This window comes from Streptomyces sp. NPDC020958 (assembly GCF_055562175.1).
The window spans coordinates 49,561-68,200 of sequence record NZ_JBVHFU010000027.1 but is presented as its reverse complement, the minus strand read 5'-3'; the positions used below and the strand labels follow the sequence as shown (position 1 = coordinate 68,200).

The 18,640-nt window shown below is 69.0% G+C and carries 21 protein-coding genes and 3 pseudogenes; 8 read left to right on the top strand and 16 right to left on the bottom strand.

What is annotated here, in order from left to right:
* Positions 1 to 90: 90 nt before the first annotated feature.
* Entirely contained in the window at positions 91 to 909 is an 819-nt protein-coding gene (locus ACZ3KP_RS39920; protein WP_467505936.1) for a tyrosine-type recombinase/integrase, read from the bottom strand.
* Between the two features lie 250 nt (positions 910 to 1,159).
* Positions 1,160 to 1,873: pseudogene (locus ACZ3KP_RS39915) on the bottom strand (IS256 family transposase); the annotation flags it as partial.
* 83 nt (positions 1,874 to 1,956) lie between these two features.
* Between ACZ3KP_RS39915 and ACZ3KP_RS39910 the strand changes: the two are divergent.
* Complete coding sequence (locus ACZ3KP_RS39910) at positions 1,957 to 3,534, top strand: ISL3 family transposase (protein ID WP_467505935.1); 1,578 nt, start codon at positions 1,957 to 1,959, stop codon at positions 3,532 to 3,534.
* A 37-nt stretch (positions 3,535 to 3,571) separates the two neighbouring features.
* Here ACZ3KP_RS39910 and ACZ3KP_RS39905 read toward each other — a convergent pair.
* From ACZ3KP_RS39905 to ACZ3KP_RS39875, 7 genes and pseudogenes are all read right to left on the bottom strand, one after another.
* Positions 3,572 to 4,075: pseudogene (locus tag ACZ3KP_RS39905) on the bottom strand (transposase); the annotation flags it as partial.
* Positions 4,076 to 4,437: 362 nt separating this feature from the next.
* The gene (locus ACZ3KP_RS39900; protein ID WP_467505933.1) at positions 4,438 to 5,376 is read right to left on the bottom strand and encodes a dioxygenase family protein; all 939 of its coding nucleotides are present in this window, start codon (positions 5,374 to 5,376) and stop codon (positions 4,438 to 4,440) included.
* Between the two features lie 17 nt (positions 5,377 to 5,393).
* Positions 5,394 to 5,768, bottom strand: a complete 375-nt coding sequence (locus tag ACZ3KP_RS39895; protein ID WP_467505932.1) for an NAD(P)H-binding protein — start codon at positions 5,766 to 5,768, stop codon at positions 5,394 to 5,396.
* A gap of 212 nt (positions 5,769 to 5,980) precedes the next feature.
* A complete protein-coding gene (locus ACZ3KP_RS39890; RefSeq protein WP_467505930.1) occupies positions 5,981 to 6,703 on the bottom strand; it encodes an SDR family NAD(P)-dependent oxidoreductase in 723 nt (240 codons plus the stop codon).
* Between the two features lie 95 nt (positions 6,704 to 6,798).
* Positions 6,799 to 7,464 (bottom strand): NAD(P)-dependent oxidoreductase, encoded by a 666-nt coding sequence (locus ACZ3KP_RS39885; RefSeq protein WP_467505928.1) that lies wholly within the window; start codon positions 7,462 to 7,464, stop codon positions 6,799 to 6,801.
* A 36-nt stretch (positions 7,465 to 7,500) separates the two neighbouring features.
* Entirely contained in the window at positions 7,501 to 8,145 is a 645-nt protein-coding gene (locus ACZ3KP_RS39880) for an FMN-dependent NADH-azoreductase (RefSeq protein ID WP_467505926.1), read from the bottom strand.
* Positions 8,146 to 8,215: 70 nt separating this feature from the next.
* Positions 8,216 to 8,929: a DsbA family oxidoreductase gene (locus ACZ3KP_RS39875; RefSeq protein WP_467505924.1), complete on the bottom strand. Its 714-nt coding sequence runs from the start codon at positions 8,927 to 8,929 to the stop codon at positions 8,216 to 8,218.
* 119 nt (positions 8,930 to 9,048) lie between these two features.
* Here ACZ3KP_RS39875 and ACZ3KP_RS39870 point away from each other — a divergent pair, with 119 nt between their 5' ends.
* The 3 genes from ACZ3KP_RS39870 (at position 9,049) to ACZ3KP_RS39860 (ending at position 10,464) form a co-directional block, all read left to right on the top strand.
* A complete protein-coding gene (locus tag ACZ3KP_RS39870) occupies positions 9,049 to 9,459 on the top strand; it encodes a winged helix-turn-helix transcriptional regulator (protein WP_467505922.1) in 411 nt (136 codons plus the stop codon).
* 232 nt (positions 9,460 to 9,691) lie between these two features.
* The gene (locus ACZ3KP_RS39865; RefSeq protein WP_467505921.1) at positions 9,692 to 9,913 is read left to right on the top strand and encodes a hypothetical protein; all 222 of its coding nucleotides are present in this window, start codon (positions 9,692 to 9,694) and stop codon (positions 9,911 to 9,913) included.
* 71 nt (positions 9,914 to 9,984) lie between these two features.
* Entirely contained in the window at positions 9,985 to 10,464 is a 480-nt protein-coding gene (locus ACZ3KP_RS39860; protein WP_467505919.1) for a DUF2231 domain-containing protein, read from the top strand.
* A gap of 500 nt (positions 10,465 to 10,964) precedes the next feature.
* On the opposite strand, the gene ACZ3KP_RS39855 is transcribed toward ACZ3KP_RS39860, so the two are convergent.
* The 3 genes from ACZ3KP_RS39855 to ACZ3KP_RS39845 all read right to left on the bottom strand — a co-directional run bounded on the left by ACZ3KP_RS39855 (position 10,965) and on the right by ACZ3KP_RS39845 (position 12,611).
* Positions 10,965 to 11,198 carry a hypothetical protein gene (locus ACZ3KP_RS39855; RefSeq protein WP_467505917.1) on the bottom strand — a complete coding sequence of 78 codons (234 nt, stop codon included), beginning with the start codon at positions 11,196 to 11,198 and terminating at the stop codon, positions 10,965 to 10,967.
* 1 nt (position 11,199) lies between these two features.
* A complete protein-coding gene (locus ACZ3KP_RS39850) occupies positions 11,200 to 11,493 on the bottom strand; it encodes a DedA family protein (protein WP_467505916.1) in 294 nt (97 codons plus the stop codon).
* A gap of 185 nt (positions 11,494 to 11,678) precedes the next feature.
* On the bottom strand, positions 11,679 to 12,611 hold the full coding sequence (locus tag ACZ3KP_RS39845; RefSeq protein ID WP_467505915.1) for an oxidoreductase: 933 nt from the start codon (positions 12,609 to 12,611) through the stop codon (positions 11,679 to 11,681).
* Between the two features lie 114 nt (positions 12,612 to 12,725).
* Between ACZ3KP_RS39845 and ACZ3KP_RS39840 the strand changes: the two genes are divergently transcribed.
* The 3 genes and pseudogenes from ACZ3KP_RS39840 to ACZ3KP_RS39830 all read left to right on the top strand — a co-directional run.
* The gene (locus tag ACZ3KP_RS39840; protein WP_132888402.1) at positions 12,726 to 13,319 is read left to right on the top strand and encodes an acyl-CoA-like ligand-binding transcription factor; all 594 of its coding nucleotides are present in this window, start codon (positions 12,726 to 12,728) and stop codon (positions 13,317 to 13,319) included.
* Between the two features lie 322 nt (positions 13,320 to 13,641).
* A complete protein-coding gene (locus ACZ3KP_RS39835; protein WP_467505913.1) occupies positions 13,642 to 13,812 on the top strand; it encodes a hypothetical protein in 171 nt (56 codons plus the stop codon).
* A 151-nt stretch (positions 13,813 to 13,963) separates the two neighbouring features.
* Positions 13,964 to 14,265 (top strand): annotated as a pseudogene (locus ACZ3KP_RS39830) (lyase family protein); the annotation flags it as partial.
* Between the two features lie 381 nt (positions 14,266 to 14,646).
* Here the strand turns inward: ACZ3KP_RS39830 and ACZ3KP_RS39825 are convergent.
* The 4 genes from ACZ3KP_RS39825 to ACZ3KP_RS39810 all read right to left on the bottom strand — a co-directional run bounded on the left by ACZ3KP_RS39825 (position 14,647) and on the right by ACZ3KP_RS39810 (position 17,557).
* Positions 14,647 to 15,798, bottom strand: a complete 1,152-nt coding sequence (locus ACZ3KP_RS39825) for an ABC transporter substrate-binding protein (protein ID WP_467505911.1) — start codon at positions 15,796 to 15,798, stop codon at positions 14,647 to 14,649.
* 123 nt (positions 15,799 to 15,921) lie between these two features.
* Positions 15,922 to 16,302 (bottom strand): nuclear transport factor 2 family protein, encoded by a 381-nt coding sequence (locus ACZ3KP_RS39820; RefSeq protein WP_467505909.1) that lies wholly within the window; start codon positions 16,300 to 16,302, stop codon positions 15,922 to 15,924.
* 35 nt (positions 16,303 to 16,337) lie between these two features.
* The gene (locus ACZ3KP_RS39815) at positions 16,338 to 16,748 is read right to left on the bottom strand and encodes a nuclear transport factor 2 family protein (protein WP_467505907.1); all 411 of its coding nucleotides are present in this window, start codon (positions 16,746 to 16,748) and stop codon (positions 16,338 to 16,340) included.
* A 2-nt stretch (positions 16,749 to 16,750) separates the two neighbouring features.
* Positions 16,751 to 17,557 (bottom strand): MBL fold metallo-hydrolase, encoded by an 807-nt coding sequence (locus ACZ3KP_RS39810; RefSeq protein WP_467505905.1) that lies wholly within the window; start codon positions 17,555 to 17,557, stop codon positions 16,751 to 16,753.
* Positions 17,558 to 18,011: 454 nt separating this feature from the next.
* Here ACZ3KP_RS39810 and ACZ3KP_RS39805 point away from each other — a divergent pair, with 454 nt between their 5' ends.
* Positions 18,012 to 18,449 (top strand): MarR family winged helix-turn-helix transcriptional regulator, encoded by a 438-nt coding sequence (locus tag ACZ3KP_RS39805; protein ID WP_365713607.1) that lies wholly within the window; start codon positions 18,012 to 18,014, stop codon positions 18,447 to 18,449.
* Positions 18,450 to 18,640 lie beyond the last annotated feature (191 nt).

Below are 18,640 nucleotides of genomic sequence, written 5' to 3'. Positions count from 1 at the left end.
CGAACGCAGCCGCTCCGGCCATCCCGAGTCCCACCCTCAAAGACGAGACACCAGGCCCGAACGACCAAGCCCCTGAAGATCAATGCTCCGTCACAGGTAGTCGGTGTAGAGGATGACCAGATCAGCGGTGACGGGGATGGTGCGGGGTTTGCGGGCCTTGGCCAGCGCCTGGTTCGGATTGTCGGTTCTCCGGTGGATGTGGATATGCGGGCCCTCCGTCGTGCAACCGAGGGCGCGGGAGGAGGCGAGCAGGTGCACGTCTTGGCGGTGCAGTCCGAGGGCCTCGCCGATCCGCACCCCCGTACAGGCGAGCAGAGCGATCAGGAACCGGTCCCTCGCCCGGGACGCGAGATCCATCATGTGAGCGATCTGGTCGGGCGTCAGGTCCTCGTAGCCGGGCTCGGTGATCCGGAAACGGAACGACGCCGCGTCGATGATGCGGAACTGGTCCCGCGCCCCCACCTCGTAGCCGGCTGGGGCATGGACCAGGTACTTGGACTGCGACAGCAGGCCGGCCACCCTCGGTGCGATCCACCCGTTCGCGACGCCGAACCGCAGAAACCCCGCAACAGCGGTCATCACCGCATTCGCCGTGTTCCGCGACCGGAACACCGGCTTGCCCTGTCGCGGGCGGCGGCCGCGAGGCGGCAACGGCTCGGTCACCAGCCACCGCTGAAGCCCCGACAGCGACAGGAAGCTCGGCACACGCCAGTCCAGGCGCAGCTCGGCGCAGTGGTTCAGGTAGAGCGCGATCCGCCCGGCGTATACGCGCTCGGTGTTCGGCGACAGCCCCCGGGAGCGCAGCGAGGCGATGAACGCCGTCGCCTCCACCTGCAGGTCGAGCGTCGCGGAATGAGCGACGACCCACCTCGCCTCACCGGTGGCGGGATCAACCGCCCGCTCCGCCATGAACCGTGAATCCATGCCGGGACCCTAGCCACCACCGACCTACCGGGCCGGAGGACGACGAAGGCGTTCATCCCTGCAGGTGACATCCACACCAAACGTGCCTTACACACCGGCCCGAGGGGCTACAGGCCCGCATCATCCCAGCTCAGCCCCACACCAAACGTCCCTCACAACCAGACCAGCTCTAGATAAGGTCGATACCCTCACCCAGCAGGGTGTGTCAACTTAACGGCTGATCTTGGTTGTTGGGTTATCGCTGGTCGGTGGGGGTCAGGCGGCCATCGAAGGCGATCTGGAAGGCGTTCAGGGGCGCCTTCCAGCGCATCGTCCAGCGGCGCCGGCCCTTGCCCGTCGGGTCCAGGCTCATCAGCGCCATGTAGACGCACTTCAACGCGGCGGCCTCTGTAGGGAAGTGGCCGCGGGCCCGGACCGCCTTGCGGATCCGGGCGTTCACACTCTCAATCGCGTTCGTGCTGCAGATGACCTTGCGGATCTCGACGTCGAAGGACAAGAAGGGCACCATCTCGGCCCAGGCGTCGGACCACAGCTTGATCACGGCCGGATACTTGGTGCCCCACTTCTCGGAGAACTCCAGGAACCGTTCGGTCGCGGCGGCCTCGCTGGGAGCGGTGTAGACGGGCTTGAGATCCTTGGCGACCTTGTCCCAGTCCTGACGGGCGCAGTACCGGATGCTGTTGCGAATCAAGTGAACGATGCACGTCTGGACGACCGTGCGGGGCCAGACCGCCTCGACCGCGTCCGGCAGACCTTTCAACCCGTCGCAGACGAGCATGAGGACATCTTCAACTCCCCGATTCTTCAGCTCGGTGAAGACCTGCAGCCAGTGCTTGGCGCCCTCACCACCGTCACCGGCCCAGATCCCGAGGATGTCCCGGGTGCCCTCGACCGTGACCGCCATCGCAACGTAGACAGGGCGGTTGGCGACCTTGCCATCGCGAATCTTGGTTCTGTCGACGATCTTGTGATCCGGACGGCTGAGTACGTTGCGCCGCCTGTTCGCGATCATGCATCGCGTGCTCTCGTGATGTGCTCCTGAAGCTGTTTCCGTACCTGTCCGCGTTGGTGATCGAGGAGGTGGAGAGGCGACCGGACCGGGTGGTGTTCAGGGCGCGGGTGCGGGCGGCAACGGCGGTCTGCGGGTGCGGTGAGAGCTCGGCACGGGTGCACGGCCGGTACATACGCAGGCTGCGTGACGCCGCGGCGGGCGGTCTTGGCGTCGTGATCGAGTTATGTGTGCGCCGTTTCCGCTGCGGGAACCCCGTCTGCCCGGCGGTGACGTTCGCCGAGCAGGTCGCGGGACTGACCACCCCACACAGTCGCTACACGCCTTTGATGCGTGGGATGTTGACGCAGATCGGCCTGGCCCTGGCGGGCCGGGCGGGAGCGCGCCTGGCGATCGCCATGGGTATCACGGTGGGCAGGGACACACTCCTGCGCCTGGTCAGAGCCGTGCCTGAGCCGGACGTCGGTGAGGTGGAGGTCCTGGGTGTCGATGACTTCGCTTTTCGCAAGGGCCGACATTACGGCACGGTACTGATCGACATGGCTACCCACCGGCCGATTCATCTCTACGACGGTCGCGAGGGAGAGGACCTGGCCGCCTGGCTCCGCGGCCATCCCGAGGTGAAGGTGATCTGCCGGGACCGCTCCAGCGGTTACGGAGAGGGGGCGCGGGTCGGAGCACCACAGGCTCAGCAGGTCGCCGACCGGTATCACTTGTGGGCCAACCTCGGCCAGGCGGTCGAGAAGACGGTCAACGCTCACCGTTCCCACCTGGCCGAACCTCTTGCCGCAGCGGAAGACGGCGCCGGCCACCTGGAAGCGGAGCCCGAGGTGGTGCAGCCGTCGAAGGAGCTGAAGATCGTGACCCGGCTGCGGGAGCAGCACGCCGCCGCCCACGAGCTGTGGGCGCAGGGGATGTCGAAGGCGGCGATCGGGCGGAAGCTCGGACTGCACCAAGCTACCGTCCGCAAGCTGGTGGGCGCCCGCTCCGCCGATGATCTCGTCGCCAAGAGCCTGCAGCGGGCGCACATCGTCGACCCGTACGTCGGCTACCTGCACCAGCGTTGGAACGAAGGCATAAGAAATGCCGCACAGCTCCACCGGGAGATCCAGCAACTCGGCTATCCAGGAGGCGAGTTGGCTGTCCAGCGTCACCTGCGGCGCTACCGCACCGGGCGCGGCCACGCACCCGCCGTCGGCCCCAAGCCTCCCTCTGTCCGTGAGGTCACCTCATGGATCATGACCCACCCCGAACACCTCCGCGACGGCGATGCCGACAAGCTGTACCGTCTGCGTGAGCGCGACCCCGAGCTGGACCGGCTCACCGGCCACGTCAGGAAGTTCGCCGTCATGATGACCGCACGCCACGGCAACCGGCTCGAGGAGTGGATCGTCGGCGTCGAGCACGACACTCTGGCTCCGCTTGCGGGCTTCGCCCGCAACCTCCGCCGTGACTTCGACGCCGTCCACAACGGTCTGTCGCTGCCACACAGTTCAGGCGCTGTTGAAGGCAACATCAACCGGCTGAAGATGCTGAAACGCCAGATGTTCGGCCGTGCCGGCCTCGATCTCCTTCGCAAACGCGTCCTGCTCGCACGGTGACGCCTTCCGCACTGGATCACAAGATCGTCGACAGAACCCGAATCTTCACGTTGATGGCATCCACGAAGACGACGGGGTAAACGCGGTCCAGCGGGCGGGACTGCCATTCCGCCATGCCCTCCATCACCTTGTCCGTGATCGTGGTGATGGTCTGCTTGGACACCTCCGCCCCGTACACCTCGGCCAGATGAGCCGATATCTCCCCGTGCGTGAGGCCCTTCGCGGACAGGGACAACACCATCTCGTCCACGCCGGTCAGCCGGCGCTGCCGCTTCTTGACGATCTGCGGCTCGAAGGTGCCGGCGGTGTCGCGGGGCACCTTCACTTCGACCGGGCCGACGTCGGTCAGCACCGTCTTGGCCCGGGTGCCGTTACGGCTGTTGCCGCTGTTCCTGCCGGCCACGTCGTGCTTGTCGTAGCCGACATGATCGGTGATCTCGCCCTCCAGGGCAGACTCCAGCACCCGCTTGGTCAGCTGCTGAAGCAGCCCACCCTGCCCGGTCAGCTGCAGCCCCTCCGACCGGGCACGCTCCACCAGCATCGCGACGAGCTGCTCGTCGGACACGGGCACAGGCTGCCCCGACTGGGCACTCTCGACAGGCTCCACGGTCTCCAACTCCACGGCGGTATCAGTCACTTGACGTCTCTCCCATGATCGTCCGGATCCGCCGTTAGATTTACACTCCCCCCAGCACGCGAGCGTTGGACAGGACGGCCGGGGTGTGGGGGTCGGCGTGCGAGGCGAACTCGAGCAGGAGGCGGCGGCGGACCTGAGGGGTGTGGTGGCCGCTGCTTCGAGCTCGGGAGTTACACCCCTCACCGTACAGACCCGGATTCCTTCCTTGTCGGCCGTGGGCGGCGCCTGACGGCGCCGCCCACATCCTGTTGTTCACCGGGTCACTGTCACTTCTTCCAGAAGCCTTCGAGGTGGTAGGGGTCCTTGACCTCATCGAAGCCGATGGGGCGGAGTGTGTAGTCGCAGGTGAGGGTGCGGTAGGGGCCGGTCAGACCGCGTGCTTCCCACTCGGAGGGGTCCTCGTGGAGTTCGGTCTTGTGGATCATCTCCCGGGCGATGGCGCCCTCGGTGACTATGTCGACGAGCGGGTCGCCGTCGAAGTGGATCTGGTGGGTGAGCATGTGATGGTCGTCGTGGGTGATGTGCGCGTGGATGTGCCTGGCGCGGGAGTTGGCCCGTCCCAGCATGAGCAGGAGGTTGTCAAGCAGGCTGCCCGGCACCGCCGAGGCTTCCTCGCCGGGTACGACGGTGCGGTACTCGTAGCGGCCTTCGGTATCCGTGACGATCTTGCCGCGCAGGTGGTACTTGGGGAGGTCGAAGCCGACGACGTCGAGGCCGTCCAGGGGTCCCGCCTGCTCGGGTGTCAGGCCCGAGTACTGGCCGTTGGCGGTGGTCTGCCAGAGATCGATGACCGCGCCGGGCAGCGGTTTGCCCGAGGTGGAACGTACGGTGCCGGAGACGAGCAGGGTCTCGCCGGGCTCGTCGGGTGCCATCGGCAGCACGCCGGGGTTGCCGATCTGCGGTGCCCCGGGGACGTAGGCGGGCCCGGTCGCCATCCAGGTGGAGGCGCCGTCCTTCTCCGGGTGGGCGTAGGCCCTGCCGTAACTGACTTCCATCGTGCGGTTGGCGAGGAGCTGGATCGTCGCCAGCGGGAACTCCCCTGACGCGACCAGCTTCGTCACGTAGGTGATGGCCTGGCCCAGCTCCTCGAACGTGATGCCCTGCCTGAGCGCCACGTCCCCGAACGTCTTCTGGAGATCGTCGAACACGACGCGCAGGCGCTGGTTGAACGCGATGTCGGTGTGGGGGGTGTCGGTTGTTGTCATGTCACTCCAGTCCGGCGTCACCGTCGGGGGACGGCGCGCCTAAGGTCGGACAGCTGTGGTGCATGAGGTGGGTGTGGATCATGGGGTGGGTCATCCTCGTGTGCTCCAGACGAGGGGGCTTTACGGATCCAGGTGTCGTCCTCGATCGTCTGGACGAGGAAGTGGGCGAGGTCGGCGCGGTTGATCCGTGCGCCGGGCGTTTCGGTGCCGGCCTCGGCGGCCCGTAGGGGGCCGCCGAGGGGTTTGTCGGTGAGGGCGACGGCGCGGGCCAGGGTCCAGTCGATGCCGGACGAGGCGCGGACGGCCTGGTCGAGGCCGGTGTGGTCCGCGAAGCCCGCCTTGATGTTCGACAGCTTGAAGCGGACCTCGCGGAGCGATCCGCCCCCAGGCAAGGCTGACAGTGTGTGGATCACGGCAGGGATGAGGTCGGGTGAGCTGATGACGGGGCGGCTGAGGGCTCGGCAACGCGGGCTGCGCTGCCGGGCCGCGCAGGCTCGTGGGCTTTCCCGCTCGACTACCGTCGGGGCACGGCTGTGCGTCCGGGCGCCGCACCCCGCGCGGTGTCCTACTGGGCCGGTAGGGCAGCACCTGCCCAGCCGTTACCTCAGGCGGCGTCGTACTCGGGGAAGAGCTGCTCGACGCGGTCACGCTTGGTGTACATGTCCCAGTACTGGTCGGCCAGCGCGTCCGGGTCGACGAGCGGGCCCGTGCCGGAGCCGGTCTCGGCCAGGCTCCTCGCGGCGAGTTCGCCCATCTCGCTCCGGGCGATGAACGCGGCGATGGACAGGGTGCCAGCGTAGATGCCGGCGTCGGCCAGCTCGCCGTTGAGCGAGAAGAGCCAGTTGCGGGCGGCTGCCATGAGCGGGCCGACGCCGCTGGCGAAGGGGCGCGGGGAGCCGGCCGTGGCGCCGGTGGTCATCAGGAAGGCGCCGTCGCCGCGCTCGTTCCACTCCGGCAGCACGGCCTGGGCCACCTCGACCGGGGTGAGCAGGAGCAGCGGGCTGTCCTTGCGCAGGGTGGCCGCGTCCAGCTTCGCGGCGGGAGCGAAGGCCTGCTCGCCGCTGATCGGACCGTACTCGACCACGTCGATGCGACCGAAGTGGTCACGGATGGCCTGGACCGTGGCGCCGGCCTGCTCGGGCTTGGACAGGTCGGCGGTGAAACCGGCCGCGTCGATGCCTTCGGCCTTCAGCTCCTCGACGAGGGCGTCGAGACGCTCCTTGCCGCGGGCGACGAGCGCCACACGGAAACCCTCGCGGGCAAAGCGGCGCGCGACGGAGGCGCCGAGGCCCTTGCCGGCGCCGAAGATGGCGATCACCTTGGACATGGGATGTTCTCCCCTTCACTGTTCGGATTGCGGTGCGGTGGTGGGGTGGGGTGGGGTGGAACAGGGTCCGGTTCATGGCGGACCGCCCGAGGGCGTCAGCCGCGGGTGTTCCAGACCAGGGGGGCTTTGCGGATCCAGGTGTCGTCCTCGATCGTCTGGACGAGGAAGTGGGCGAGGTCGGCGCGGTTGATCCGGGCGCCGGGCTTTTCGGTGCCGGCCTCGGCGGCCTGTACGGGGCCGCTGAGGGGCTTGTCGGTGAGGGCGACGGCGCGGGCCAGGGTCCAGTCGATGCCGGACGAGGCGCGGACGACCTGGTCGAGGCCGGTGTGGTCCGCGAAGCCCGCCTTGATGTTCGACAGGTTGATGAACGCCTTGACCAGCGGGTTGAGCCGGGTCCAGTCATCGCCGGCGCCCTGTGTGGACGTCAGCACGATGCGGGGTATGCCCTGTTCGCGCATGACGGTGAGCGTGTTGCGGGCGGCGTCGGTCATGAACGTCGGCGGGCTGACCGGCTTGGCCCACGGGTTGTCGGAGGCGCGGGCGTTGGCCAGCGCGCTGATCACCCCCTGGGTGCCTTCGGCGGCCCGGCGGATGTCGTCGATGTCCGCGGGCGTGCCCTGGACCAGCTCGACGCCGGCCGGTGCCTGCACCTTGCCGGGGTTGCGGACCAGGGCGCGGACGCGGTGGCCGCGCCGGGCCGCGTGCTCCAGGACGTGGGCGCCGGTGCGGCCGCTGCCGCCGAGGACCAGGAGGTTGCTCATGGTGATCAAACGCCTTTCGGGCAGTTCAGGGGTGGATCAGGCGGCCTGGCGGCCGGTCAGGGCAGAGCCCAGGCGGCGGGCCTCGTCGTGCGCCTTGGTCATGGACGCCTCGTGCACCGGCAGCAGCGGGGCCATCATCGGCACGTACGGGGCCATGGTCAGTTCGGGCAGGATCGTCGTCAGGTCGAGGCCGAGGTTGGCCGGGTGGCCCAGGACGGTTTCCAGCGTCGGCACCAGGTGGTCCATGCCGTGCTTGGGGGCGCCGGGGCCGTAGCCGCCGCCGCGTGCGGAGATCACCGTGGCGGGGCGGCCGAGGGTGGGAGGGGGTCCGTCGAAGCTCAGGGTGCGCCCGGCGACCATGATCTGGTCCAGCCATGCCTTGAACACGGACGGCATCGTGAGGTTGTACATCGGCACGGTGAAGAGGTAGGCGTCGGCGCCGAGGAACTCCTCGATCAGCTCGTCCTGGACCGCCGCGGCCTTCACCTGTTCGGGGGTGTGCTCGGCGGGGTCGGTGGTGCGGGCGGTGATGCCCGCCGCGCTGAGGTGCAGGGCGGGGGAGGCGGCCAGGTCGCGGTGGACGACCGGGCCCTTCCACTCCTCACGGAAGGACCGGGCGACCTGACGGGAGACGGATGCCTCGTCGAGCGAGGAGGCGTCGATGTGCAGCAGGTAGGACATGGAGAACTCAGCCTTTCGAAACGATCAAGGGTGGGTCGGGGGGGGCGGATCGGGGGGTGACCGGTGGAGGTCAGTTGCGGGCCGGTACGGCGCAGCCGTCGGGGCCGCAGACCGCAGCGTCGCCGTCGGTCGTCAGGGTGAGCGGGTGGGACTCGTCCCAGGCCGTGCGCAGCACGTCGAGAAGGCCGTCGCTGTCCTGCGCTCCGGGGATGCCGTACCTGCCGTCGATGACGATGAAGGGCGCGCCGGTGGCGCCCAGGCGCTGGGCGCGGGCGGCATCGTCGCGGACGTGGCGCTGGTAGCGGTGCTCGGTGAGCGCCCGGCGGGTGCCCTCGCGGTCCAGGCCGATCTCCTGGCCCAGGTCGAGCAGGTCGTCCATGCTGAAGACGGGGCGGGCCCGGCCGAAGTAGGCGCGGAAGATCGCGTCCCAGGCTTCGCGGTTCTTGCCCTCGGCGGAGGCGTGGGCGAGGAACTCGTGCGCCAGGTCGGTGTTGCCGACCAGGTTGTCCAGCACGTTGTAGGGGCGGAGTCCCTCGGCCTCGGCCAGCGCCTCGATCCGGCGCGTGGACGCCTCGGCCTGGGAGCCGCCCATGCCGTGCCGGCGCAGGAGCGCGTCACGGACGCTGAACGTCTCACCCACGGGGAAGGAACTGCTCAGCGGGAACGAGTGGTGGACGACCTCCACCTCGTCGCCGTGCTCGAACCGCTCCACGGCCCGGTCCAGACGGTGGCTGCCCAGTCCGCACCAGGGGCAGGTGACCTCGGCCCAGACCTCGATCTTCATGACGCGCCTCCCATGCCTGCGCTGTGATTCCTACGTTTTGTTCGTAGCGCCATGATGGGCCAGTATGGAAGTCGATACAAAAGGCACATCGGTGTGTGTGCCGGAGAGGAATGTGCGTCATGGAGGTCACCGGCAGTTCGGGCGGCGCGGCGGCAGTGGGACCATGCGCCCGCATCCCCGCCGAGCACATGGAGTTCATCCGGCAGGTCCTCGACCGAGTCGGCGACAAGTGGAGCCTGCTGCTCATCGCGGTCGTGGAGTCCGGCCCGCTGCGCTACACCGACCTGCAGCGCCAGGTCCCCGGAATCTCCCAGCGGATGCTCACCCTCACGCTCCGCCAGCTCCACGAGGACGGTCTGATCACCCGCACCGCATACGCGGAGGTTCCGCCGCGCGTCGAGTACTCCCTCACCCCGCTGGGCCGCGGCCTCCACGAGATCGTGACCTCCCTGATCGGCTGGGCCGCCGACCACCACGACGAGATCCGCGCGCACCGGGCCCGCACCGCGGCACCAGCAGCCCGGTCCTGACCGCTCGGCGACCGGCTGGCGGCGCCGGGTGCAGCGCGGATGCCCGACGCATCGTCTAGATAGATCACACCGGGCCAACATTGACACGCTGTGCCATCTGATGCATGTTGGGCCACATGCCGAGAGCGAGCGGACCGTCGGCCAGGTCCTCTTCACCGGGTCAACAGCGGCTTCGGTCCGGGCCGGATGCACGTACCGACGCCGAACACCGCACTCTCCGGCCTCGGCAACCATGACGCCGGCGCGCCCGGCGCACCGGGAGCCGCCCCCGACAGCCGGGCGCCTCGCTCGGCAGACCCTGCTGAACACCCTCGTCACCACGGCGGTGGCCGGTCCCATGGCCATTCGAGGCGTCTCGCCGGGCAACCAGGCCAACGGCGCCGCCACCGTCGCCACGGTCCAGCCGGGGACCGGTGTGGAGCAGACGGCCGCCGTTCGTCCGCATGTCGGCTGACTCGTCAGAGGGCTGGCACGAGTCGACCACGGCCGAGCCGGCATTCACGCACTAGGGAACGAGAGCGAGCAGTGTTCAAAGAATTCATGGGTCTCCCCCTGCACCCGCTTGCGGTGCACGCGGCGGTAGTGCTCATCCCGTTGCTGGCGCTGGGCGCTGCTGGATACGCCGTGCTGCCCCGGTTCCGCCCCCAGTTGGGCTGGGTGGTGTGGGTGCTCGCGGTGGTGACTCCTCTCATGGCGATCGTCGCCCGGGAGTCCGGCGAAAGCCTGCAGGAGGTGGTCACCGAGAAGCACTACCCGAGCAGCGTGCTTCACAAGGTGGCGCAACACGCGGACTACGCCGACACGTTGCAGCTTCTCAGTCTGGGACTCGGTATAACGACCATTCTGTTGTTGCTGCAGGTTCGATCGAAGCGCGAAGCCCGTATGCCACGCTGGGCGCCTGCGGCGCTCGTGGTCGTCGTGGTGGGCCTCTCCGGCCTCAATCTCGTCTACTCCTACCTGGCCGGCGACTCGGGCGCCAAGCTGGTCTGGACCGGCGTGCTCTGACGCGCCGTCGGGCTTCGCCGGCGGTCAGGCAGTTCGCCGCCGTCCACGCAGGACGGGGTGGCGGTGGACGAGCTGACCGACAACGCCGGAGCGGTTCGAACCGCTGCCCGGGGCCTGCGAATGGGGGGCGTGGGCCGAGGGCGTGACGGACGGCTGATCGTCGCGACCAGCTCCACACCGGTCTGGCCTTCGACGGCATACAGCGCCCGTGGGAGCGTCGAGGCGGCTGCTCCGCCGCCCGCCAGTGCCCCGGTCGACCCGTCCGACCTCGCTCCGCGGTGCTGAGAAGCCTCATTGCCGTTCTCACCGAGTTCGCGCCGGGTGCTGACATGCGCGGCCGCTGCGATACCGGGGAGAAGGGCGGGACGTCGGTGATCACCAGCGTCCGTGCCGAATCCGACGCCTTCGGCGTGCGGCGGCGTGGGTCTGTCGAGGGTGCGGGCGACCCGTGCCTACGTCGGTGCCGCGCGGTCAGTGCAGGTCCCGGCGCGTCCCATGGACTACTTCTCCTCGGAATACGTGACGACGCGCATTGGCCGCTGTTCGGAGGTTCCAGGAACCCCGCCCGACGCCACCACGGCACTCGCGGCCTGCAAGCGGCCGCGACGGCGCTTGTGGACCCACACAACGCAGAACAGCGCCACAGCAACGGCGGCAAGCGCGGCGGCGCCGATCAGCCCTGCCGAGTGCAGGACCCTGGTCGCCGCCGTGCCGACGAAGTAGCCGAGGAGCACGTTACCGGCGCCCCAGACCAGCGATGCGTGCCGCGCTGTAGAAGAAGAAGCGGCGGTACGGCATGCCGGACGCTCCGGCGGCGAAGGGCAGGAAGGCCCGGATGACTCCGACGAACCTGCCGGTGAGCACGGCGGTTCCGCCGTGACGCGTCAGGAACGTCTGGGCCATGCCGCTCCAGCTGTCGGATCGGAGCCGGCGCGCCAGCCAGGTGCCCGGATGCCGTTCGCAACGTCGGCCCAGCGCGTAACCGAGGCCAGGGGCCGCCGACCTGACGGTCGGCGGCCCCTCAAGCATGTCTCATACTCCCCACCCTCCCCACACCGTCCGAAACCGGAACAAGTGAGGAAGAGAAGCAGCTCTGGCCGATTTTCAGAGTCTCATCACCGTTCGGAGCCGTGAGGCCGAGGCACGGCAGCACGCACTCCTCAGGGCACTCCCCCACCGCTGCAGCTGTATGCGGGCCGAAGATGGGCCTTGGGTCATGCCGAAGGGGCGGCTGAGTAGACCACACCGGTCAGCTCCTCGGACAGCACCCACAGGCGGCGTGCGGTGTCAGGGTCCTCCGCCGCGGGGTCGGGGCGGACGATCGTGGGATGTCCGCGCAACTCCTTCCATCCGTCGGGGCCGAAGAACTGCCCGCCCTCGACGTCCGGTGCCGTCGCGGCGTGCAGTTGGGGGAGCGTGCCGATCTCGACGTCCTGGGCGAACAGCCGGTTGACGAGGGCGCCTCCCACCCGGAACAGGCCGGTCGGGCCAGTTTGCTGGAGGTTGGTGGCTGTGATCCCGGGGTGGGCGAGCAGGCTGCGCACCGGGCTGTCGGCCGCGCGGAGCCTGCGGTCGAGTTCCAGACCGAAAAGGACGTTGGCGAACTTCGACTGGTCGTAGTACTTCACGCGCTGGTACTTCCGGGCGCCGGAGAGGTCGTCGAAGTGGATCTGCCCGCCGTGATGCCCGATCGAGCTGACGGTCACCACACGCGGGTCACGCCCCTGCCGCAGCAGGTCCATGAGCAGGCCGGTGAGGGCGAAGTGGCCGAGGTGGTTACCGGCGAACTGTGACTCGTGGCCCTGGGGGCTCAGCGTTCGGGGTGGCGTCATGACACCCGCGTTGTTGATCAGGACGTCGACCTGCAGGGCGTCGTCGTGCGCGCGGGCGGCGAACGCCTTGACCGAGTCCAGATCGGCGAGGTCGAGATGGCGCATCTCAAGGCTTGCGTCGGGATCGGCGGCGCGGATGTCGGCGACGGCCCGGCGGCCCTTGGCCTCGTTGCGTACGGCCATGACGACGTGCGCACCGTGCCGCGCCAGGTGGCGGGTGGTGGCCAGGCCGAGGCCGCTGTTGGCTCCGGTGACGACGAAGGTCCGGCCCGTCAGGTCGGGGATGCGGGATGCGGTCCATTTGCTGTCTGACATGAGGCTCAGACTGCCGTCTATGACACAGTGAGTCAATGAGGGCCTGGAGAGACTCGTCTGGCTCGGACTAGCATCGGTGTCGTGGGAGATGCGAAGACGGCCCCGGCGGCCAACATGGCGGAGCGCAAGCGCCTGCTCGTGCGCAGCGAACTGGCGGAGGCCGCGGTCAAGCTGCTGGCCGATCAGGGATTCGAAGAGACGACGGTCGACCAGATCGTGGCCGCCGTGGGAATGTCACGCCGTACGTTCTCGCGCTACTTCGATTCCAAGGAAGACGTGATCGTGCACATGCTGGCGGAAGCCGGCGTGAAGTTGTGCGCGGAGCTGAACGCCCGGCCCGCCGACGAGCCGCCCGCGGTGGCGTTGCGTCGTGCCCTGTCGGTGTTCACCTCGATGAGCGTCGGCAATCCGGCCAAGATGCTGCGCGTGAGCAGGCTGATCCTCGACACCCCGGCCCTTCTGGCCCGCTTCCTGGAGCGGCAGTCCCAGTGGCAGGCCGAGATGACCGGCATCCTCGCCCTGCGTGCCGGACTGGACCCGGACGTCGACCTGCGTCCTGCCGTCGCTGCCGGCGTCGCCCTGACGGCCTTCCAAGCCGCCCTGCGCCGCTGGGTGGACAGCGACGGCAGCGAAAGCCTGGACGAGGTCGTCGATCAGGCTCTTGCCCTGGTAGGACCGGTGATCGAACTCGGAGTCGATGCGGGCTGACCGACTCCGAACTGCATATCGGCCCGTCACAGGGCGACTGGTCAACGCGCGGAAAGACCCGGCTGTGGGCTGGATCCTGTGCGTCCTGCCAGGTGGGAGAACGTGGGCATGCCGAGGTCGATGGTGCGCTGGTGTGCTCCGGACCGAAGCGGCTGCGTATCGCGCTGATCAGCCGCCGCAGCCCGCCGTCCGCGGCGGCGATGGCCTCCCGGACGGAGAGACCGACTGAACCGCGGTAGAGATCGCCTTATAGGGCGGCCCTATAAGCCACATCGAGATTGAGTCTTGGACGCGCTGCCCGGCCCGCTGCTGCAATCGGTCTATGACGAACCAGAATCACCGCCTCGCCCTCGCCCCCGGTGACGGCCTCCGGGCCGAGGTCCTGCCGCACGCCCGGCGATGGCCGAAGGCACCCGTCCCCTTCTACGGCGCCACCGTCTGGTTCCTGCCGTCCGGCGGCGCCCGCGACAAGGCGAAGGACGAGTCGTTCTGAGCCGGTACCGACGGCGGTGAGGGTGCCCGGACCTTCCGCGGCGTGGCCGTGGCAAGTCGCACCGCCCTGGCGGGTCGTGATCGCTCGTCCTCTTGCCGCGCCCCACGCACCCGCACGCCTGAACACGCTCCGCGAGAAGGCCCGGCCTGCCATGACCGTAGCGCACCGCAGCGAGCACGACCTGCTCGGCGACCGCGACGTCCCCGCCGAGGGGTACTGGGGCATCCACACCCTGCGCGCCCGGGAGAACTTCGCCATCACAGGCACGCCGATTGCCGCCTGCCCGCATCTGATCGACGCTCTGGCCGCGGTGAGGGAAGCCGCCGCCCTGGCGAACGAGGAACTCGGCCTGCTGGATCCAAGGAAGACGGCCGCCATTGTGGGGCGTGCCGTGAGATCCGTGAGGGCAAGCTGCACGACCAGTTCGTCGTCGACGTCATCCAGGGCGGCGCCCGAGAACGCCTCCAGCAGGAGGAGGACGGCGTCAGCACCCGCACCCCGTGGTCAGTGCTGCACGCCGGCCGCGTCCAACCCCCGTGACCGACCAACCGGTCAGCGTCTAGGACTACCCGTGTACGGCACCCGGTTCGGCGCCTCCGGCCGGCCGGTGAGCCGAAGCCGCCGAAAACCCGGTTCCTGCGCCCGTCGCGTGCGCAGTGCTTCGCGCACAAGAACGGGACCACCACGGCACCGCCCCATCCACTCACTCGAAGCAGACAGACCATCGTGACCACCGGCGGCCACCAGCCGACGCCCTCCCAACCGGCGGCCGGGAATTGGAGGGCCGCCGGCCCAGCGCGCGGGGAGTGCGGGGCCGGCGGCAACGGTCGGCGGTCAGGCCCCGGGGTGCAGTCCGAGCCAGCCCGGTGAGGGGTCTCCCTTGACCTCACCGAAGTACAGGGCGAAGGTCTGCTTCCAGCGCTCGATCGCCGCGCGGTCGGCCATGAAACGCGGGAAGCCGTCGAGGTTGCCGTTGGGATACTCCCAGACGGGCTTCAGCCCGGCCGGCGGGGTGACATCGGTGCGGACCGACCAGCCGTTGGTGGCGGCCTTCTGCTGCTCGACGGAGAGCCGCCAGTTCAGGTACAGCTTGGCCGCGGTGGGGTTCTTGGCCTGCTTGAGGATCGCAGCCCGCTGTCCCCAGGACATGAACGGCGCCTCCTCGGGCAGCACCCACTTGACCGGCCCGGTGGACAGCGGCGCGCCGGATCCGCCGATGCCGATGGCCTTCTGGCCGCTGGTGACGGCCGCGCTCGGGGTGTAGCTGCCGCGGGCGAACTGAAGTTCCTGGGTGGCCAGTTGCGCGAGCCAGTCCCAGCCGTACTTCTCCACGTAGAGGGTGTAGAGGTAGAGGACCGCGTCGTCGTCGTGCGGGTAGGAGGAGGCGATCTTCCCCTTCCAGCGGGCGTCGGCCAGGTCGAGCGGGCCGCTGGGGATGTCGGAGCCGACCGCGGCGGGACCGTACATGTAGCTGAACGCGCTCACCTGGACGGCGACCCAGGCGCCGTGCGGGTCCTTGAAGGGGGCGTAGAGCTTGGAGAAACCGGCCGGCTTGTAGGCGAGCAGGCGGCCCTGCTCCTTCCAGCGCACGAAGTCCTGAACGGTCTGGAGCTGTACGACGTCGGGTATCAGGGTGTCGGTCGCGAACTGGTTGTCGACGCGGACGTCGTGGTACTTGCTGTAGTCGACGACCACTGTCAGGTCGATGCCCGGGAACCGGCTCTTGAAGCCGTTGCGGATTCCGTCCGCCTGACTGGAGATGTCACCACCAGCGTAGAGCACGAGCTTGCCGCCCTCCGCGAGGGCTGCCTGGTAGAGCTCGTCAAGAGTCCGCTTCTCCTCGCCACCGCCCGTCGCCACGCGGCCCGCAGAGGCTTGGCCGGTGGCGGCCTGAGCGGGGGTGACGGAGGCGCTGGCGACACCGAGACCGAGAGCGGCGCCCGCTCCGGTGGCAAGCAGGCGGCGTCGGCTGGGAAGGCTGGTCATGGTGGGGGTGAGCCTCTCTGTCCGTTCTGTTCTGTTCGGTTGTCTGTGTGGTGCGGCAGGACCACGGCGGCGGAGCAGCACGGCGCCCGGGTACGGCACGGGTGCCGTGCTGCTGCCGCGGGGTCAGAACATGGTGTTGTCGTTGGCGCTCTTCTCGGGCACCTCCTGGATCACGTCCCAGTGCTCGACGATCTTTCCGTCGGCGACGCGCCAGAAGTCCGCGACGGCCATGCCCCGGTCACCGGGCTTGAGGTGCAGGTTGCTGTGGGTGACCACCAGGTCCCCTTCGGCGACCGTGCGCTTGATGTCCAGGCGCAGGCCGGGGAACTGCCCGCGCAGCCAGTGCACATAGCCGACGAACGCCTGCGGCCCGTCCTGCGCCTCGGGGTTGTGCTGGGTGTAGCTCGCGCCGAGGTGCGCGGCGGCGGCAGCCTCGGGCTGGTAGTCGTTGAACGCCTGCTCGTAGAAGGCAATCACGAGTGCCTTGTTGTCCGCAGCGGACATCTCTGTCTCCTGCCTCTCGGTGGGTGCGGTACGCCTCAGTCGGTCATGGCGTCGCGGACGAGCGCGGTGTCCACGAACTGCTCGAAGCGGACGATGAGCCCGCCCCGCACGACGAAGTGGTGGGCGACGCGGACGTCGATCGGCTTGCCCGTGGCCTTGTTGGCCGCGGTGTAGCGGGCGAGGACGACGACGTTCTCGCCGTCGACGACGTAGGTGTCGTCGTGCGCGGCCCAGCCCTCCCACTCCTTGCCCAGCTGCTCCATGACGTTCGAGGTGACGCCCTCGGGCGTGCGGTAGGTCCCGGCCAGCGGGAAGCCGGCCATCTCCGTCCACTCCACGTCGGGGGCGAGGGTGGCGCGCAGAGCGTCCAGGTCACCCGCCGCGGAGGCCAGGTACTGGCGGCGGACGACGTCGGCGGGCGCGGTGGAGGCGGCGAACTCGCTCATGGTCAGCCCCACTTCATCTCGCCCTTGGCGACCTTCGAGCCGATCTGGGCGGCGATCAGCATGCCGTTGTCCGGGAAGCGCTTGACGAGGGCGTCGTTCAGCGCGGCACCGTCGGCGGCCTTGCCCAGCTCCTCCTCGAAGGCGACCAGGTAGTCACGGGTGGCGGTGATGGCGGAGGTGTCGGCCGCGGTGCCGGGGAGGCGGTGGCCGGGGACGACCAGGTGCGGGTCGAGGGCGGCCATCTCGTCGAGCAGGCCGATCCAGGCGGCGCGGTCGCCGGGGGTGGGGGTGTCGGCGACCCAGACGTGCTCCTGCTGGAAGAGCAGGACACCGCCGAGCAGGGCCCGGGACTCGGCCTGCCACAGGTAGTGCCGGTCGGGCAGGCCGGCCGGGCCGCCCCTCAGCTCGAGGCGGTGGCCCTCCAGAGTGAGGTCACCGGTCAGCGGCTCCAGCTCGACCAGGCGGGTGGGCAGGTTCGCGCCGAGCGCCGCCCAGGCCTTCAGCTTGCCCTCGTAGGAGTGCTTGATGTGCTCGATGACGATCGGGGTGGCGACGAAGACGGCCTCGGGGAAGGCGTCGGCGATGACCTCGGCGCCGAAGTAGAAGTCGGGGTCGCCGTGCGAGACGAAGACGGTGGTCAGCGTCTTGCCCGAGTCGAGGATCTCGGCGGCCAGACGGTGGCCGTCGGCGCGGGTGAAGGCCGCGTCCACCAGCAGGGCCTCGCTCTCGCCGGTGACGAGGGTGGCCGTCTTGTTCTTGCTGCCGGCCGGGAAGTCGAGATCGAGGACCTTGAAGGAGAGAGTGCTCATGCGTGCTTCCTCGGGTGAAGGGTGATGGTCGGGGAAATCGCCTCGCGGCAAGGTGTACGACGTGAACCGGGTCGAGGCGGGCAGCCCGTGTCGAGCAGGGGTTCAGCCTTGGGTGCCCGGCTGGTCGAACGGGTGGAGGCTGAGGACGTGGGGGCGGACGAGTTGGCGCCGTGTACATCGCCGGTGCGGAGGCCGAGGCGGGCCGTATGACGGTCGAGGGCAGCGCGGTCGCTCATGAACTGGCCGGCCGAGCAGGTTCAGGGTGGCTGCAGTGAAGCCGACGACGATGTCGCCGTTGACGCCGGCGGCGGCCAGCACGCGCTTTCCCATGAGGCGGACTCCACATCTGCGGGGTGGACACGGCAAGTATCTGCCGACGCAGATAATATATCTGTAACAACAGATATTGCAACGGCAGATTCTTCCACGCATGCCCTTCTGCCATCCTTAAGGAGTGAATGAGCAACTGCTGAATGACGACGACGTGACACTCTTCGGTCTCTTCGTGGAGGCCCACAGCCGTATCAAGCCCCTGGTGAACCGCGATCTGGACATACCGCACACCTGGTTCGAAGTGCTGCTGCGACTGGGCCGCACCCCCGGCCACCAGCTCCGCATGACGGACCTGGCAGAGGCCGTGTCCTTCAGCTCGGGCGGCTTCACCCGGCTCGCCGACCGCATGGAAAAGGAAGGACTCATCCGCCGCGACCCCGATCCTGCCGACCGCCGAGCCGCACTCGCCGTACTGACCGACAAGGGCGGTCAGGCGCTCGACCACGCACTTACCGCCCACGTCTCCCACCTGCGTACCCACCTGGCCGGACCACTCTCAGCCGAGGACCGCCGCCACCTCGAGCGCATCCTGCGCACGCTCCGCGACGCGAACGCGTGAGTTCCGGCACCCACACCCGAGGCGACCTGGCCGGCTCACCCCTCTCCCGATCCGGCAGCGAGCCCCGGGCGCACCATCTCACGTGGCACCTGGCGGTGCGCTCGCGTACGACGGAGCCGGCGCGCGGACCTGACCGACAAGCCGCCCGATACTTCCCCAGCGGGTGATCTCGAGCCTGCGGCCCTGACGCA

Excerpts from the sequence above, each read along its gene's own strand:
- ACZ3KP_RS39885 (WP_467505928.1), bottom strand. The coding sequence starts at position 7,464 with ATGAGCAACCTCCTGGTCCTCGGCGGCAGCGGCCGCACCGGCGCCCAC.
- ACZ3KP_RS39900 (WP_467505933.1), bottom strand. The coding sequence starts at position 5,376 with ATGACAACAACCGACACCCCCCACACCGACATCGCGTTCAACCAGCGC.
- ACZ3KP_RS39810 (WP_467505905.1), bottom strand. The coding sequence starts at position 17,557 with ATGAGCACTCTCTCCTTCAAGGTCCTCGATCTCGACTTCCCGGCCGGC.
- ACZ3KP_RS39890 (WP_467505930.1), bottom strand. The coding sequence starts at position 6,703 with ATGTCCAAGGTGATCGCCATCTTCGGCGCCGGCAAGGGCCTCGGCGCC.
- ACZ3KP_RS39845 (WP_467505915.1), bottom strand. The coding sequence starts at position 12,611 with ATGTCAGACAGCAAATGGACCGCATCCCGCATCCCCGACCTGACGGGC.
- ACZ3KP_RS39815 (WP_467505907.1), bottom strand. The coding sequence starts at position 16,748 with ATGAGCGAGTTCGCCGCCTCCACCGCGCCCGCCGACGTCGTCCGCCGC.
- ACZ3KP_RS39875 (WP_467505924.1), bottom strand. The coding sequence starts at position 8,929 with ATGAAGATCGAGGTCTGGGCCGAGGTCACCTGCCCCTGGTGCGGACTG.
- ACZ3KP_RS39920 (WP_467505936.1), bottom strand. The coding sequence starts at position 909 with ATGGCGGAGCGGGCGGTTGATCCCGCCACCGGTGAGGCGAGGTGGGTC.
- ACZ3KP_RS39840 (WP_132888402.1), top strand. The coding sequence starts at position 12,726 with ATGGCGGAGCGCAAGCGCCTGCTCGTGCGCAGCGAACTGGCGGAGGCC.
- ACZ3KP_RS39825 (WP_467505911.1), bottom strand. The coding sequence starts at position 15,798 with ATGACCAGCCTTCCCAGCCGACGCCGCCTGCTTGCCACCGGAGCGGGC.
- ACZ3KP_RS39835 (WP_467505913.1), top strand. The coding sequence starts at position 13,642 with ATGACGAACCAGAATCACCGCCTCGCCCTCGCCCCCGGTGACGGCCTC.
- ACZ3KP_RS39850 (WP_467505916.1), bottom strand. The coding sequence starts at position 11,493 with ATGCTTGAGGGGCCGCCGACCGTCAGGTCGGCGGCCCCTGGCCTCGGT.
- ACZ3KP_RS39865 (WP_467505921.1), top strand. The coding sequence starts at position 9,692 with ATGACGCCGGCGCGCCCGGCGCACCGGGAGCCGCCCCCGACAGCCGGG.
- ACZ3KP_RS39870 (WP_467505922.1), top strand. The coding sequence starts at position 9,049 with ATGGAGGTCACCGGCAGTTCGGGCGGCGCGGCGGCAGTGGGACCATGC.
- ACZ3KP_RS39820 (WP_467505909.1), bottom strand. The coding sequence starts at position 16,302 with ATGTCCGCTGCGGACAACAAGGCACTCGTGATTGCCTTCTACGAGCAG.
- ACZ3KP_RS39880 (WP_467505926.1), bottom strand. The coding sequence starts at position 8,145 with ATGTCCTACCTGCTGCACATCGACGCCTCCTCGCTCGACGAGGCATCC.